We start from the raw sequence: 15,371 nt of genomic DNA, 5'->3' as shown, positions 1-15,371 counted from the left end.
ATGCGTCCCATCGAAACGAAGGTGAAGGCCGCCACCGCGGCCGGCGCGGGCTCGGCCGGTGTGCTGACCCCGTTCGTGATCTGGCTGGTCGGGCAGCTCTTCTTCGCCGGCGGTGAGGTCCCGCTGCCGCTGGTCGGGGTGATCGGCCTGGTGGTGACCGGACTCTGCACGTTCATCGGGGGTTGGCTGGCGCGGCACTCCCCGCGGGCCGCGTCGATCGTCCGCCCCCGGTCCGGCGAGGACGGGACCGCCGCCGAACCGGCCGCCGACCGCCCGGCCACCGACCCGCTCGCCGCCGACTGAACCCGCCGGTGAACCCACCGGCTGAACCCACCGGCTGAACCCACGAGCCGGGCCGGCGGACCGCCGGCCCGGCTCGGCCCACCGGCGGACCCACCGGCGGATCCGCCGCCCGGGTCAGGCCGGCCGGCGGGGCCCGGCCAGCCAGGCATCCTCGGCGGGGTAGTCGAAGAAGTCGGTGCCGGAGTCGGCCGTCATGCCCGGGAACGCGGTACGCCAGTCGCGTTCCCGAACCGTCCGCAGCAGCCACTCGATCGTCCCGGGCAGCGCGCCGGCGTAGTCGGTCCGGGGACGGTAGCCGAGTTCCCGTGCGGCGGCCGTCATGTCCAGCACCACCGGCGCGGGGACCGACCAGGGCGTCTCGCCGACCGGCGGTGCCGGCGACGGCCCGTCGACGAGGATCTCCTCGGCCGGATCGTCGAGCAGGTCCGCGATGGTCGCGCCGATCTCCCGTACGGTGGGCGCGTCGGGGTCGCCCGCGTTGAGCACCCGGGATCCCGGTCGGGCCGCCGCGAGCCGGATCAGTTCCGCCAGGTTCGCCGTGCCGATCGGCTGGAACCGGCTGGCGCCGGCATGGCAGAGGATCCGCACCGGCCGGCGGTCCAGGGCGCGCTTGATGAAGTACCACTCGCGCGGGAACACCGTGTGCGGGCCGTGGATCGCGCCGGCCCGCAGCAGGGTGCACGGCAGCCGGTCGCCGGCGTCGAGCAGCCGCCGCTCCAGGTCGACCTTGCCCGCGGCGTAGTCCTCGGCGCCGAGGTCGTCGGTGCCGCCGGGCACCGTGCGCTGCCGCTCGCCGATCGGTACGGGGAACCTGGCCCGCTCCGCGCCGAACGGGTGCCCGTCGTCGTCGGCGTAGACGGCGGCGCTGGAGAGCACGACGGCCGAGCCGATCCGGTCGGCCAGCCCGAGCAACTGGTCTGCGTGCCGCCGCCCGTACGCGACCATGTCGACGACCAGGTCGCAGCCGGCGCCGACGGCGGCGGCCAGCGCGGCGTCGTCGGCGCGGTCCAGGCGTACCGGTTCGATCGCACCGTCCCGGGCCCGGTCCGCCGCCCCCCGTTCGCCTCTGGCGGCGGCCCGGACCCGCCAGCCGTCCTCGACCAGCGCCGCGACGGTGGCCCGCCCCACCTGCCCGGTCGCGCCGATGACCAGTGCTGTCTTCGTCATGCGCCGACGCTAGGCGGCCGGCCGGTCGGGCCGGAAGGAGCTTCTGCCGCCGGCAGAACCTGTCCGCCAGGAGCGGAAACGAGCAAGGCGAACCGTAGTTGCACAAGAGATGTTGCGCCCGCGCCGGCCCGGCGCCCGGCGCTGCGCCGGGAGATCGCCGAAGGTGGCCCGGCCGGCGCGGCGTCCGGAGTTCAGGCGGCGCCGGGCAGGTCGAGCACGTACGACCGGCCGGTCCGGCGGAACCCGAGCCGGTCGTAGTACGGAGCGACCATGCCCGGCGGAGTGACCACCCGGCGGAAGCCGCGCTCGGTGAACAGCGGGCTGCGCCGGTAGACGAACTCGCCCGGGGTGAGGTCCCGGAAACGGGGCGTCACGTAGTCCAGCTCGATCTGCGCCACCTCGTCACCGGCGTCGCGGACCAGCACCACGCCCACGATCTCGTCGCCGCGCAGGACCAGGAAGGCCGACCGGCCAGGGGAGGCCGACCAGGCGAAACCCGGGTTGAACCGGTCGATGTCGGCGGCGTGCACCCGCAGCACGTGCCCGAGGAAGTCGTCGGCGGTGCCCACCTCGGCCACCTGGTACGTCCGCTCGTCGTGCCGGGTGGCCAGCATCCGCACCAGGTACCAGATGTTGATCACGGCGAGGACGATGTTCAGCCCCACCATCGGCCAGACGGCCAGGGCGGCGTTGAACCCGATCAGCACCAGGCAGCCGACCAGGTTGAGCGCCCGCAGTCGCAGGATGCGGGTCTGTAGCAGGGACCAGACCAGCAGGGCGGAGCCGGTCCAGCCGATCGCGTCGAGCCAGTTCACCCGGTGAACCCTAGCCGTACCCGTCTCGACCAGCGGAATCGTGCGCCTTCCGATGATCAGTGGTCGTCCGGCCGCAAGTCGTCCGGTCAACCGGCCGGCGGTCAGGTGGGCGGCTGGACGGTCCGACTCACCAGCCGCGGGCTCGCCAGTCGGGCAGGGCGGGACGCTCGGCACCGAGCGTGGTGTCCCGGCCGTGGCCCGGGTAGACCCAGGTGCCGTCGGGCAGCCGGTCGAACAGCTTGTGTTCGACGTCGTCGATCAGGCTGGCGAACGCGGCGGCGTCCTGGTGGGTGTTTCCCACCCCGCCCGGAAAGAGGGAGTCCCCCGTGAAAAGGTGCGGTTCGCCGGTGGGGTCCCGGTACAGCAGCGCGATCGAACCCGGGGTGTGCCCGACGAGGTGGATCACCTCCAGGGCGCAGTCGCCGACGCGTACCGTCTCGCCGTCGGTCACCGTGTCGGACGGGATGGGCAGCCCCTCGGCGTCGTCGACGTGGGCCACCGAGCGGGCACCGGTGTCGGCGACCGTCTCCTCCAGTGCGACCCAGTGGTCCATGTGCCGGTGCGTGGTGACCACGGTGGCCAGGCCGCCGGTGCCGGCCAGTTCCAGCAGCCGCGGCGCCTCGTTGGCCGCGTCGATCAGCAACTGCTCGCCGGTGGACCGGCAGCGCAGCAGGTAGGCGTTGTTGTCCATCGGACCCACCGACACCTTGGTGATGGTGAGGTCGGGCAGCTCGCGTACGTCGGTCGGGCCGCCGGTGGTGACGTCTCCGGTGTAGGTCATCGGTATCTCTAGATCCATTCGGGTGGGGTCGGCAGGGGTCCGTCCGGGCTCACCGTAAGCCCATCGCCGTCGCCGCGACCGGTCAGCCACGCGGCGATGGCGTACGCGGGTCCCGACACGGTGGGCGCGCCCTCCGGCTCGCCGACGGTCAGCTCGTGCCGCCGCTCGCACGGCCGCAGCACCAGCGCCGGCCGGCCGGGCCGCCCGTCCAGGTCGGCGGTCACCTCGTGCAGCAGCCGGTGCGCGAACGCCGCCGGCCAGTCGATCGGCGCGTACCCGGCGGCGAGGTCGACGTGGTGCACCTCCACCTCCCGCAGCCGGCCCCACAGCACGGTGGCGGCCGGTTGGGGGCCGCGCCGCCCGATGACCTGCGCGGACCACGCCTGCGGCGGCATCGCCGCGCAGGCGTCCACCAGCCGCGCGGCCGCGGCCCGCAGGTCGGCGGCCAGGTCCGCGGGAGAGCGGTCCGCGCCCGCCGCGATGTCCGTCGCCCGGGCCTGTTCGTCCCGGTACGCCGGGATGACCTCGCCGGTACGCGCCGAGGTGAGCAGGTTGACCTGCGCGTCGGCCTGGCGGGCGAGGTGCGTCAGCACGTGTCCGCGGGTCCAGCCGGGCAGCAGCGACGGACCGCGCGCCGCGGCGTCGTCCAGCCGGTCGGCGGTGCGCAGGAGTCGTTCGGTGGCCCGGTCGACCTCGGGCATCAGCAGCAGCGGATCAACGGTCACGCCTGAACACCCTAGGCGGTGATCGTTACCGCCGCCGTACCGGAAATCGCTTTCGATCGGCGCGACCCGGCGCCTACCGTCAACGTGACGCGTCACCCGGATCCGTGGAAGGGAGGTGGGACATGCCGGCCACCGTGCACGCGCGGCATCTCCCCGTCTCCCCACCGTCGACGAAGGGCTGACATGACCGTCGATCTCTATGCGCTGGGCTGGAGCCCGGCGCTGGCTGAGCGTGCCGCGCGATGCGGGGCACGGTTGCGACCGGGCCGGGTCGTCCGGGCCGACCGCGGCGTACTGACCACGCTCTGCGCCGATGGCCCGGTCCGGGCCAGCCTGGCCGGCGCGGTGCTCGCGGCCGCGGCCGCCGATCCGGCCGAACTCCCGTGCGCCGGCGACTGGGTGCTGGTCCGCGACTGGCCGGACGGCCGGGTGACCGCGGAGAAGCTGCTGCCGCGCTCGACCGCGGTGATCCGGCGGACGGCCGGCAAGGATTCCACCGGCCAGGTGCTCGCGGCGAACGTGGACACGGCGGCCGTGGTGGAGCCGGTCCATCCGGAGCCGGACGTGGGCCGGATCGAGCGGCTGCTCGCGTTGGCCTGGGAGTCCGGCGCGCAGCCCCTGGTGGTGCTGACCAAGTGTGACCTGGCGGCGGATCCGGCGGCGGTGGCCGCCCAGATCGCCGAGGTGGCGCCGCGGGTGGCGGTGCTGCCGGTCAGCGCGCAGCGGCCCGGCGGGCTGGACGCGCTGCGCCCGTTCGTGGCCGCCGGCCGGACGCTCGGCCTGCTCGGGCCCTCCGGGGCCGGGAAGTCCTCGGTGGTCAACGGCCTGGTCGGGGGCACCGCGATGGCCACCCAGACGATCCGCCGGGTCGACGGCAAGGGGCGGCACACCACCACGTACCGGGCGTTGATCCCGGTGCCGGGCGGCGGCGCCGTGCTGGACACCCCGGGCATCCGGGCCGTCGGGCTGCAGGCCGCGGGCGACGGGCTGGCCAGGGCGTTCGCCGAGATCGCGGAGCTGGTCGCGGCCTGCCGGTTCGGGGACTGCCGGCACGAGGCGGAACCGGGCTGCGCGGTCCGGGCCGCGCTGGAGTCCGGCGAGCTGCCGCCCCGGCGGTGGGAGAGCTGGCAGCGGCTGAACCGGGAGGTGGCGGTGGAGACCGACCGCCGGGACGCCCGGTTGGCGGCGCGGCGCGCCGGGTGGCGCCGGCAGCGCCGGGATCGCGGCTACGCCCGGCCCTGAAACGGGGTGGCGGGACCCGGGCGGTCGCCGAGCGGGGCCGGTGTGAGCTGGGGGAATGTGCGGGTCGGGGAAAGTGTCGTACCCCGGGGCTAGAGTTGCCGAGGCGCTTCCGCACGCCAGGCAATATTCGGACAGATTCGCACATTCTTCTCCCGGGAGCTTCCTTACCGTGGTCGACCGACTGATCATCCGTGGCGCGCGTGAGCACAACCTGCGCGATGTGAGCCTCGACCTTCCCCGGGACGCGCTCATCGTGTTCACCGGTCTGTCCGGATCCGGGAAGTCGAGCCTGGCCTTCGACACGATCTTCGCGGAGGGCCAGCGCCGGTACGTGGAGTCGCTGTCCTCGTACGCCCGGCAGTTCCTCGGTCAGATGGACAAGCCCGACGTCGACTTCATCGAGGGGCTGAGCCCGGCGGTCTCCATCGACCAGAAGTCGACCTCGCGCAACCCGCGCTCGACGGTGGGCACGATCACCGAGGTCTACGACTACCTGCGGCTGCTGTTCGCCCGGGTCGGGGAGCCGCACTGCCCGGTCTGCGGCGAGCGGATCTCCCGGCAGAGCCCGCAGCAGATCGTCGACCGGGTCCTCGCGATGGCCGAGGGCACCCGGTTCATGGTGCTGGCGCCGGTGATCCGCGGCCGCAAGGGCGAGTACGTCGATCTCTTCGCCGAGTTGCAGGCCAAGGGCTACGCGCGGGCCCGGGTGGACGGCGTGGTGCACCCGCTGACCGAGCCGCCCAAGCTGAAGAAGCAGGAGAAGCACACCATCGAGGTGGTGGTCGACCGGCTGACCGTCAAGGCCAGCGCCAAGCAGCGGCTCACCGACTCGGTCGAGTCCGCGCTGGCGCTCTCCGGCGGCCTGGTCCTGCTCGACTTCGTCGACCTGGCCGAGGACGACCCGCAGCGCGAGCGGCGCTACTCCGAGCACCTGGCCTGCCCGAACGACCACCCCCTCGCGATCGAGGACCTGGAACCGCGGGTCTTCTCGTTCAACGCGCCCTACGGCGCCTGCCCGGAGTGCACCGGCCTGGGCACCAAGAAGGAGGTCGACCCCGAGCTGCTGGTACCGGACCCGGAGCGCACGCTGCGGGACGGTGCGATCCAGCCGTGGTCCGGCGGGCACACCCTGGAATACTTCCTGCGCCTGCTGGAGGCGCTCGGCGAGTCGGAGCACTTCGACCTCGACACCCCGTGGCGCAAGCTGCCGTCCCGGGCGCAGAAGACGATCCTGCACGGCTCCGGCGACCAGGTGCACGTCCGCTACCGCAACAAGTACGGCCGGGAGCGGTCCTACTACACCGGCTTCGAGGGCGTGGTGCAGTGGATCGAGCGCCGGCACTCGGACACCGAGTCGGACTGGTCCCGGGACAAGTACGAGGGCTACATGCGGGACGTGCCGTGCGCGTCCTGCGGCGGTGCCCGGCTCAAGCCGGAGGTGCTGGCGGTGACCCTCGCGGGCCGCAGCATCGCCGAGGTGTGCGCGCTGTCGGTGGGGGAGTGCGCCGAGCTGCTGGCCGCGATGACCCTCACCGACCGGCAGAAGCTGATCGCCGAGCGGGTGCTCAAGGAGATCAACGCCCGGCTGCGCTTCCTGGTCGACGTGGGTCTGGACTACCTCTCGCTGGACCGGCCCGCCGGCACGCTCTCCGGCGGCGAGGCGCAGCGGATCCGGCTGGCCACCCAGATCGGCTCGGGGCTGGTCGGCGTGCTCTACGTGCTGGACGAGCCGTCCATCGGCCTGCACCAGCGGGACAACCACCGCCTGATCGAGACGCTGGTCCGGCTCAAGGGGCTGGGCAACACGCTGATCGTGGTGGAGCACGACGAGGACACCATCCGGACCGCCGACTGGGTGGTCGACATCGGCCCGGGCGCCGGCGAGCACGGTGGCCGGATCGTGCACAGCGGCTCGGTGGCCGAGCTGCTGGGCAACGACGAGTCGCTGACCGGCGCCTATCTGGCCGGCCGGCGCTCCATCCCGACTCCGGCCCGGCGCCGGGCGCAGACGCCGGACCGGCAGATCGTGGTGCACGGCGCGCGGGAGCACAACCTGCGCAACATCAGCGTCAGCTTCCCGCTCGGTCAGCTGATCGCGGTCACCGGGGTCAGCGGCTCGGGCAAGTCGACCCTGGTCAACGACATCCTGCACGCCGTGCTGGCCAACCAGATCAACGGGGCACGGATGGTGCCCGGCCGGCACACCCGGGTCAGCGGGCTCGACCTGGTGGACAAGGTGGTGGGCGTCGACCAGTCGCCGATCGGCCGCACCCCGCGGTCCAACCCGGCCACCTACACCGGGGTCTGGGACCACGTCCGCAAGCTGTTCGCCGAGACGACCGAGGCCAAGGTCCGGGGGTACGGCCCGGGTCGGTTCTCGTTCAACGTCAAGGGCGGCCGGTGCGAGGCGTGCAGCGGGGACGGCACCATCAAGATCGAGATGAACTTCCTCCCCGACGTGTACGTCCCGTGCGAGGTGTGCAAGGGCGCCCGGTACAACCGGGAGACCCTGGAGGTCCACTACAAGGGCAAGACCGTCTCGGACGTGCTGGAGATGCCGATCGAGGAGGCCGCCGGCTTCTTCGAGCCGATCCCGGCGATCCACCGGCACCTCAAGACCCTTGTGGACGTGGGGCTGGGCTACGTGCGGCTGGGCCAGCCGGCCCCGACGCTCTCCGGCGGCGAGGCGCAGCGCGTCAAGCTGGCCTCCGAGCTGCAGAAGCGGTCCACCGGCCGGACCGTGTACGTGCTGGACGAGCCGACCACCGGCCTGCACTTCGAGGACATCCGCAAGCTGCTGACCGTGCTGGAGGGGCTGGTCGACAAGGGCAACACCGTGATCACGATCGAGCACAACCTCGACGTGATCAAGACGGCCGACTGGTTGATCGACATGGGTCCCGAGGGCGGGCACCGGGGCGGCACCGTGCTCGCCGCCGGCACGCCCGAGGAGGTGGCCGAGGTGCCGGAGAGCCACACCGGGCAGTACCTGCGGCACATCCTCGGGTTGACAGGTGCCCCGGCCGGTGCCCCGGAGGCCACCGCCCGGGCGGCGAAGGCCAACGGCGTCCCCGGCTCCACCGGCACCCGGACCAGGACCGGCGGCCGCACCCGGCGGACCGCGTCGAAGGTCTGACCGGGGCCGGGACCGGGGCCGGGCGGGGGCTGGACCGGTCGGTGGCGCCGGGCGGACGGCGGCGTCAATGGCCGCACCGGCGTCGAGACAGCCCTGAACCGGCCGTCGTGCTACCCCGTGTCTACCTGTGGACCGGGCCGGCGGCTGCGCCGCGCCCACTCCGAGAGAGGAAACGAGCATGAGCGAGGACCGGATGACGAGCGACGACGCGGCGGGGCTGCCACCGGCGCCGGCCGAGGTTCGTACCCGGCGGGCCCTGCTGGCCGGCGCCGGCGTGGCCGGAGCGGCCGTGCTGCTGGCCGGCTGCGGCGACTCGGGCGGCGACAGCGGCCAACCGGCGGGCAACGGCGCCACCGGCGGGGGCGCGCCGGGTGACTCCGGGACGGGGTCGACCGCCGGTTCCGGTTCCGAGGGCGGTACGGCCCTGGCCAAAACGTCGGAGATCCCGGTCGGCGGCGGCAAGATCTTCGGGTCGCAGGCCGTGGTGGTGACCCAGCCCACGGCGGGCCAGTTCAAGGGGTTCAGCGCGATCTGCACGCACCAGGGCTGCCCGGTGTCCCGGGTCGAGGGCGGCACGATCGAATGCACCTGCCACGGCAGTCGGTTCTCCATCGCGGACGGCTCCGTGCAGGCCGGTCCGGCGCCGCGTCCGCTGGACGAGCAGAACATCACGGTCACCGGAGACAGCATCAGCCTTGCCTGATGGGTGACAACTGACCACCGGACCCGGTTCAGTTCTTGCAAGAATCTGACGTAGCATTTCGGTCGTGACGAAACGCTTGACGGAGGTGGCCCGCAAGGCGGGCGTCAGCGAGGCGACCGTGAGCCGGGTGCTCAACGGCCGGGGTGGGGTGTCGGAGGCGACCCGGACCGCGGTGCTGACCGCGCTGGACGTGCTCGGCTACGAGCGGCCCACGAAACTGCGCGGTGAGCGCGCCCGGCTGGTCGGCCTGGTGCTGCCGGAGTTGCAGAATCCGATCTTCCCGGCGCTGGCCGAGGTGGTCACCGGCTCCCTGGCCCAGCGGGGATTCACCCCGGCGCTCTGCGCCCGCACCATCGGCGGCGTGCCCGAGTCGGGCTACGTGGAGATGCTGCTGGACCACCAGGTCTCCGGGGTGATCTTCGCGGGCGGCTCGTACGCGCTGGCGAACGCCGCGCACGAGCACTACCGCCGGTTGACCGATCGTGGCCTGCCGGTGGTGCTGGTCAACGCGGGCGTCGACGACCTCGGCTTCCCGCGGGTCTCCACCGACGACGCGGTCGCGGTGGAGCAGGCGTACGGGCACCTGCGGTCGCTCGGGCACGAGCGGATCGGCATGGTGCTCGGGTCGGAGGACCACGTCCCGTCCCGGCGCAAGTGGGCCGCGATGGCCAACATCGCCGGCTGGCTCGATGCCGCCGAGTACGTCGAGCGGGCCAACTTCTCGATGGAGGGCGCCCGGGTCGCGGCGACCCGGCTGATCGAACGCGGCATGACCGGCATCATCTGCGCCAGCGACGTGCTGGCGCTGGGCAGCATCCGGGCCGCGCGGCGGCTCGGCCGGGCGGTGCCCACCGACGTGTCGGTGGTCGGCTTCGACGACTCGGTCTTCATGACCTGCACCGATCCGCCGCTGACCACCGTGCGGCAGCCGATCGAGATGATGGGCCAGGCCGCGGTGGACCTGCTGGTGAGCCAGATGGAGGGCGCCGGCGTGCTGCACGACGAGCTGCTGTTCGAGCCGGAGCTGGTGGTGCGCGGCTCCACCGGTCCGGCGCCGGTGCGAAACCCCTAGGAACGGCCACAAGACATCTCCTTTCGGGCGTGGCGACTCATGCTGTCCGCATCTTGCGAACCACAGGTCGAATCTTTTCAACACAGGATCGATACCTTGCGGAAATGAGTCGTCCTCGTTACGGTGACTCCACTCACACCTGCCCCGGTGTACGCCGGGGCAGGTCAGGTGGCGAACGCGGGCCGCCGCAGGGCCTGTCTGCGGGCGTCGCCACGGATCAGGCCATGGAGACACCCGTTCCCGAAGGGATGGACAGATGTCCGTACCGCAGTACCGGAAGGCTGCGGCGTTAGCGCTCGTGGCCGGCCTGGGGCTCAGCCTCGCGGCGTGCTCCACGAAGAGCAGCGGATCGAACGACGCCGCCGGCAAGGTCACGATCACCGTCGACTGTCAGCCGGTCGGCTCGCAGAAAGAGCTGCTGCAGAACTGGAACGAAGACGTCGCAGAATTTCAGCGGCAGAACCCCGATATCGTCATCAAGAGCGTGAGCGTCGGCGAGCAGTGCAACAACCCGCCGGACTTCACCGCCCGGCTCGCCGGCGGCACCGTGACCGACGTGTTCTACGGATACATGACCGATCTCCAGCAGGTCCTCGACTCCGGGCAGGCGATGGACGTCACGGAGTACGTCGGCAAGGACACGATCCCGACCTGGGACAGCGTGGACCCGGCGATCAAGGACGTGTTCACCGACAACGGCAAGCTGTACGCCATCCCGGTGAAGAACTACTCGATGGGTCTGGTCTACAACAAGGTCCTGTTCCAGCGGGCCGGACTGGACGTGAACAACCCGCCGAAGACCTGGCCGGAGGTGCGGGCGGCGGCCAAGAAGATCGCCGCGCTCGGTGACGGCATCGCCGGCTACTCGGAGTACAGCGCGGGCAACACCGGTGGCTGGCACTTCACCGCGTTGCTGTACTCGCAGGGCGGCCAGATCCTGACCGCCGACGGCCAGAAGGCCGACTTCAACAACGCGATGGGCAAGCAGGTCCTGCAGAACCTGAACGACATGCGGTACGGCGACGACAGCATGGGGGACCGCCAGCTCCTGCAGTGGGGCGACCTGTTGACCAACGCCGCCGCCGGCAAGGTCGGCATGTTCGTCGGGGCGCCGGACGCCACCCAGGCGATCGTCAGCCAGTTCCAGGGCAAGTTCCAGGACTGGGCCATGGGTCCGCTGCCCGGCCAGGACGGCCCGGCGAAGGCGACGCTCGGCGGTGGCGAGGGCTACTTCTTCAAGAAGGGCCTCACCCCCGAGCAGGTCAAGGCCGGTCTCAAGTGGATCGCGTACGAGAAGCTGACGCCCGGCAAGGGTCAGTTCGACTACGCCCGGTCCAAGCCGCAGAACTACCCCGTCGGCCTGCCCCAGCCGCTGCTGTTCACCAACGGCAGCGACGCGCAGAAGCAGGAACTCGACCTGCGCAAGGCCAACGCGAACATCGACACCGCGAACTTCGCGGTGTTCGAGGCGAACCCGGTACCGATCAAGGGTGAGCCGCGCAACGCGCAGGCGATCTACGCGGTGCTCGACTCGGCGATGTCGGGGGTGTTGACGAACCCCAAGGCGAACATCGACGGCCTGCTCAAGACGGCCGAGGACAAGGTCAACCAGCTCCTGGCGGCACAGAGCTGACCCCGGGTGGGGGCCGGTCCGCCGGCCCCCACCCAGCCCACCGATCGAGCCCTCACCCCAGGAGTCTGCCTTGGCGACCACCACCGCCCCGCCGCCCACCCGGCGAACCCCGCGGCCCGTGCCCGGGACCGGGCCACGACGGAGCAGCCTCGGCCGCCGGGTCCGGCACCACCTCACGGGGCACGCGTTCCTGATCGGGGCGGTCCTGTGCTTCGCGGTCTTCTCCTGGTATCCCATGGTCCGCGGCGTGATCATGAGTTTCCAGCGCACCCGCCGCGGCGAGACGAGCTGGGTCGGCTGGGACAACTACGTGCGGATCGTCGCCGATCCCAGCTTCTGGACCGCCTGGAAGAACACCCTCTACTTCACGCTGCTCGCCCTCATCCTCGGCTACGTGCTGCCGTTCCTGGTGGCGATCCTGCTCAACGAGTTCCGGCACGCCCAGGGATATCTGCGGCTGCTGGTCTACCTGCCGGTGATGCTTCCGCCGGCCTCGGCGCTGTTCCTGTTCAAGTTCTACGCCTACGACCCCAGCGACGCCGGCCTGTTCAACGCGGTCCTCTCGGCGCTGCACCTGCCGACCTCGGAGTGGATGCAGTCACCCCGGATGACGATGCCGGCCATGGTGCTCGCGTCGACCTGGATGAACATGGGCAGCGCCGTACTGATCTATCTGGCGGCGTTGCAGAACATCCCGGGCGAGCTGTACGAGGCCGCCGAACTCGACGGCGCCGGCATCTGGCGGCGGATCCGGCACGTCACCATCCCGCAGACCCGGCTGATCCTGCTGCTGCTGGCGATGCTCCAGGTCGTCGCCACGATGCAGTTGTTCATCGAGCCGCTGATCCTCGCCAACGGCGCCGGTACGCAGGACTCGGCGACCTCGGTCGCGTACCTCATCTACCAGCACGGCTTCTTCCAGAGCGACCTGAACGGCGCCGCGGCACTCGGCGTGATCATGCTCGTGGTGCTGGCCGGATTCTCCGCCGGCTACGCGCGGCTGACCGCGCGCCAGGACTGACGCGCGCCAGGACCGACCGAGCCCACCCCACCCACCGGCGTAGGAGGCACCACCCATGGCACCGGACACCGGGACCCGCACCCTGGTCTCCCATGCCCAGCTGCGTCGCGGGCGCGGCCGGGTGATCTACTGGACCCTGCTCACGGTCGTCGTCCTGGGGTTCACCCTGGTCTTCATCGGCCCGCTCTACTGGATGGTCACCGGCGCGCTCAAGTCCGGCCAGGAGATCGCCCAGGTCCCGCCGACGCTGTTCCCCGCGGACCCGCAGCCGCAGAACTACGTCGACGCGTGGACCAACCTCAACCTCGCGAAGCTGCTGTTCAACACGTTCTACTACGCGGCCGGCGCGGTGGTGTTCCAACTCGTCCTGGACACCGCGGCGGCGTACGCGCTGTCCAAGCTGCGGCCGGCGTTCGGCAACGTGATCCTCGCCCTGATGCTGGCCACCCTGATGATCCCGGCCATGGTCCTCATCGTCCCGCAGTACGTGACCGTGATCGACCTGCCGATCCTGCACCTCAACCTGCTCGACTCGCCGTTCGCGATCTGGCTGCCCCTGGTCGCCAACGCGTTCAACATCTTCCTGCTGAAGCGCTTCTTCGACTCGATCCCGGACGACCTGATGGCCGCCGCCCTGATGGACGGGGCGACCCCGCTGCGCACGCTCTGGTCGATCATCCTGCCGATGTCGCGTCCCATCCTGGGCGTCGTCTCGATCCTCGGGGTGACCGCCGTGTGGAAGGACTTCCTCTGGCCGAAGCTGGTCATGCCCTCGCCCGAGACCCGCACGGTCAGCGTCGGCATCTACGCCTTCTCCGGCGGCACCCCGATGAACGTCGTCGTCGCCGCCTCGGTCATCGCGGCGATCCCGACCGTCGTCATCTTCCTGATCTTCCAGCGGAACATCATGTCCGGTTTGACCACGGGCAGCCTCAAGGGTTAGCCGCCGGGCGATCGACGGCCGCTCGCCCGGCAGCCCTGTACCGGCGGCGACGCCGACGTACCGACGCAGAAAGCAGGTGCTCGTGTCCACACCAGACAGAGGTCCGTGGTGGCGTGCAGCGGTGATCTACCAGGTGTATCCGCGAAGCTTCGCCGACGGCAGCGGTGACGGCATCGGCGATGTCGCGGGCATCCGCTCCCGGCTGGGCTACCTGGCCGACCTCGGCGTCGACGCGATCTGGTTCAGCCCGTGGTACCCGTCCCCGATGGCCGACGCCGGCTACGACGTGGCCGACTACCGGGACATCGACCCGGTCTTCGGCACCCTGGCCGAGGTGGAGGAGCTGATCGAGGCCGCGCACGCGCTCGGCATCCGCAGCATCGTCGACGTGGTGCCCAACCACTGCTCGGACGCGCACCCCTGGTTCCAGGCCGCCCTGGCCGGCGGACCGGGCGCACCCGAGCGGGAGCTGTTCTGGTTCCGCCCCGGCCGGGGGCCGAACGGGGACCAGCGGCCGACCGACTGGGTCGGCGAGTTCGGCGGACCGACCTGGACCCGCACCACCAACCCGGACGGCAGCCCCGGCGACTGGTACCTGCACCTGTTCGCCCCGCAGCAACCGGACTTCAACTGGGACCATCCCCGGGTACGCGCCGAGTTCGAGGACATCCTGCGGTTCTGGTTCGACCGCGGGGTGGACGGCATCCGGATCGACTCGGCGGGACTGCTGGTCAAGGACGGCAGCCTGCCCGAGCCCGGCCCGGACCGGCCGCACCCGTTCCACGACCTCGACGGCGTACACGAGATCTACCGCGGCTGGCGGCGGATCGCCGACAGCTACCCGGGGGACCGGGCGCTGATCGGCGAGGTCTGGCTGCCGGACCGGCAGCGGTTCGCCAACTACCTGCGCCCGGACGAACTGCACGCGGCGTTCAACTTCGACTTCCTCGGCTGCGCCTGGGAGGCCGACGCGCTGCGCGAGAGCATCGACGGCACCCTGACCGCACACGCCCTGGTCGGCGCCCCGGCGACCTGGGTGCTGTCCAACCACGACGTCACCCGGCCGGTCACCCGCTACGGCCGGGCCGACACCACCTTCAGCTTCGCGGCCAAGCGCGAGGGCATCCCCACGGACCTGGAACTGGGTACCCGCCGCGCCCGCGCCGCCGTGCTGCTCAGCCTCGCCCTGCCCGGCGCCGCCTACCTCTACCAGGGCGAGGAGCTGGGGCTGTGGGAGGTGGAGGACATCCCGTACGCGCTGCGTCAGGACCCGATGTGGGAACGCTCCGGGCGGGTCGACCCCGGCCGGGACGGCTGTCGGGTCCCGCTGCCGTGGGGCGGCGACGCGCCGCCGTTCGGGTTCAGCCCGGACGGCGCGGCGGCGGCACCCTGGCTGCCGCAGCCGCGGGACTGGAAGGACCGCACGGTCAGCGCCCAGAGCGGCGACCCGCACTCGATGCTGGAGCTGTACCGGACGGCCATCGCGATCCGCCGGGTCGAGCCTGCGCTCGGCGACGGCACGCTGAGCTGGCTGCCCGCCCCCGACCGGGTGCTCGCGTTCACCCGCGACCCGGAGTTCACCTGCCTGGTCAACCTCTCCGGCACCGCCGTACCGCTACCCCAACACCGCCGGCTGCTGCTGGCCAGCGGTCCGATCGAGGAGGACCGGCTGCCGCCGGACACCGCCGTCTGGCTGCGTACCGCCTGACCCGTCGCGGCGCCGGCGCCCCCGCCGGCCGGCGCCGCGACACCACCGGAGCCGCCGACCCCCCGCCGGCCGCCCGGTCGCCACGGAAAGGGAGAGCCCCGCTCATGCCCGACCACACCACC

General features: G+C 71.8%; 13 protein-coding genes. 9 read left to right on the top strand and 4 right to left on the bottom strand.

Annotated elements, in window-relative coordinates:
• Complete coding sequence (locus CIK06_RS19880; protein WP_157756872.1) at window positions 1–303, top strand: hypothetical protein; 303 nt, start codon at window positions 1–3, stop codon at window positions 301–303.
• Between the two features lie 114 nt (window positions 304–417).
• On the opposite strand, the gene CIK06_RS19875 is transcribed toward CIK06_RS19880, so the two are convergent.
• From CIK06_RS19875 to CIK06_RS19860, 4 genes are all read right to left on the bottom strand, one after another.
• Complete coding sequence (locus CIK06_RS19875; protein WP_095566096.1) at window positions 418–1,470, bottom strand: NAD(P)-dependent oxidoreductase; 1,053 nt, start codon at window positions 1,468–1,470, stop codon at window positions 418–420.
• 191 nt (window positions 1,471–1,661) lie between these two features.
• A complete protein-coding gene (locus CIK06_RS19870; RefSeq protein WP_095566095.1) occupies window positions 1,662–2,285 on the bottom strand; it encodes a hypothetical protein in 624 nt (207 codons plus the stop codon).
• A 127-nt stretch (window positions 2,286–2,412) separates the two neighbouring features.
• Entirely contained in the window at window positions 2,413–3,066 is a 654-nt protein-coding gene (locus tag CIK06_RS19865) for an MBL fold metallo-hydrolase (protein WP_095566094.1), read from the bottom strand.
• 8 nt (window positions 3,067–3,074) lie between these two features.
• A complete protein-coding gene (locus tag CIK06_RS19860) occupies window positions 3,075–3,791 on the bottom strand; it encodes a maleylpyruvate isomerase family mycothiol-dependent enzyme (protein ID WP_095566093.1) in 717 nt (238 codons plus the stop codon).
• A 183-nt stretch (window positions 3,792–3,974) separates the two neighbouring features.
• Between CIK06_RS19860 and rsgA the strand changes: the two genes are divergently transcribed.
• The 8 genes from rsgA to CIK06_RS19820 all read left to right on the top strand — a co-directional run bounded on the left by rsgA (window position 3,975) and on the right by CIK06_RS19820 (window position 15,249).
• Window positions 3,975–5,033, top strand: coding sequence for a ribosome small subunit-dependent GTPase A (gene rsgA, locus CIK06_RS19855; RefSeq protein WP_095566092.1), 1,059 nt, complete (start codon window positions 3,975–3,977; stop codon window positions 5,031–5,033).
• A gap of 169 nt (window positions 5,034–5,202) precedes the next feature.
• Complete coding sequence (gene uvrA / locus CIK06_RS19850; protein WP_095566091.1) at window positions 5,203–8,169, top strand: excinuclease ABC subunit UvrA; 2,967 nt, start codon at window positions 5,203–5,205, stop codon at window positions 8,167–8,169.
• A gap of 178 nt (window positions 8,170–8,347) precedes the next feature.
• On the top strand, window positions 8,348–8,872 hold the full coding sequence (locus CIK06_RS19845) for a Rieske (2Fe-2S) protein (protein WP_095566090.1): 525 nt from the start codon (window positions 8,348–8,350) through the stop codon (window positions 8,870–8,872).
• A 64-nt stretch (window positions 8,873–8,936) separates the two neighbouring features.
• Window positions 8,937–9,944, top strand: a complete 1,008-nt coding sequence (locus CIK06_RS19840; protein WP_095566089.1) for a LacI family DNA-binding transcriptional regulator — start codon at window positions 8,937–8,939, stop codon at window positions 9,942–9,944.
• A 256-nt stretch (window positions 9,945–10,200) separates the two neighbouring features.
• Window positions 10,201–11,577, top strand: coding sequence for an ABC transporter substrate-binding protein (locus CIK06_RS19835; RefSeq protein WP_095566088.1), 1,377 nt, complete (start codon window positions 10,201–10,203; stop codon window positions 11,575–11,577).
• 70 nt (window positions 11,578–11,647) lie between these two features.
• Window positions 11,648–12,598 carry a carbohydrate ABC transporter permease gene (locus tag CIK06_RS19830; protein ID WP_095566087.1) on the top strand — a complete coding sequence of 317 codons (951 nt, stop codon included), beginning with the start codon at window positions 11,648–11,650 and terminating at the stop codon, window positions 12,596–12,598.
• Window positions 12,599–12,653: 55 nt separating this feature from the next.
• Window positions 12,654–13,541, top strand: a complete 888-nt coding sequence (locus CIK06_RS19825; RefSeq protein WP_095566086.1) for a carbohydrate ABC transporter permease — start codon at window positions 12,654–12,656, stop codon at window positions 13,539–13,541.
• Window positions 13,542–13,662: 121 nt separating this feature from the next.
• Complete coding sequence (locus tag CIK06_RS19820; protein ID WP_198347950.1) at window positions 13,663–15,249, top strand: glycoside hydrolase family 13 protein; 1,587 nt, start codon at window positions 13,663–13,665, stop codon at window positions 15,247–15,249.
• Window positions 15,250–15,371: the final 122 nt, after the last annotated feature.

The sequence above is a fragment of the Plantactinospora sp. KBS50 genome (assembly GCF_002285795.1).
GTDB lineage: Bacteria > Actinomycetota > Actinomycetes > Mycobacteriales > Micromonosporaceae > KBS50.
This window is presented reverse-complemented; position numbering and strand designations above follow the sequence as displayed.

Bases quoted from the DNA above. Each gene is read 5' to 3' on its own strand.
- CIK06_RS19880 (WP_157756872.1), top strand. From the start codon at position 1: ATGCGTCCCATCGAAACGAAGGTGAAGGCCGCCACCGCGGCCGGCGCG.
- CIK06_RS19875 (WP_095566096.1), bottom strand. From the start codon at position 1,470: ATGACGAAGACAGCACTGGTCATCGGCGCGACCGGGCAGGTGGGGCGG.
- CIK06_RS19865 (WP_095566094.1), bottom strand. From the start codon at position 3,066: ATGACCTACACCGGAGACGTCACCACCGGCGGCCCGACCGACGTACGC.
- rsgA (WP_095566092.1), top strand. From the start codon at position 3,975: ATGACCGTCGATCTCTATGCGCTGGGCTGGAGCCCGGCGCTGGCTGAG.
- CIK06_RS19845 (WP_095566090.1), top strand. From the start codon at position 8,348: ATGAGCGAGGACCGGATGACGAGCGACGACGCGGCGGGGCTGCCACCG.
- CIK06_RS19835 (WP_095566088.1), top strand. From the start codon at position 10,201: ATGTCCGTACCGCAGTACCGGAAGGCTGCGGCGTTAGCGCTCGTGGCC.
- CIK06_RS19825 (WP_095566086.1), top strand. From the start codon at position 12,654: ATGGCACCGGACACCGGGACCCGCACCCTGGTCTCCCATGCCCAGCTG.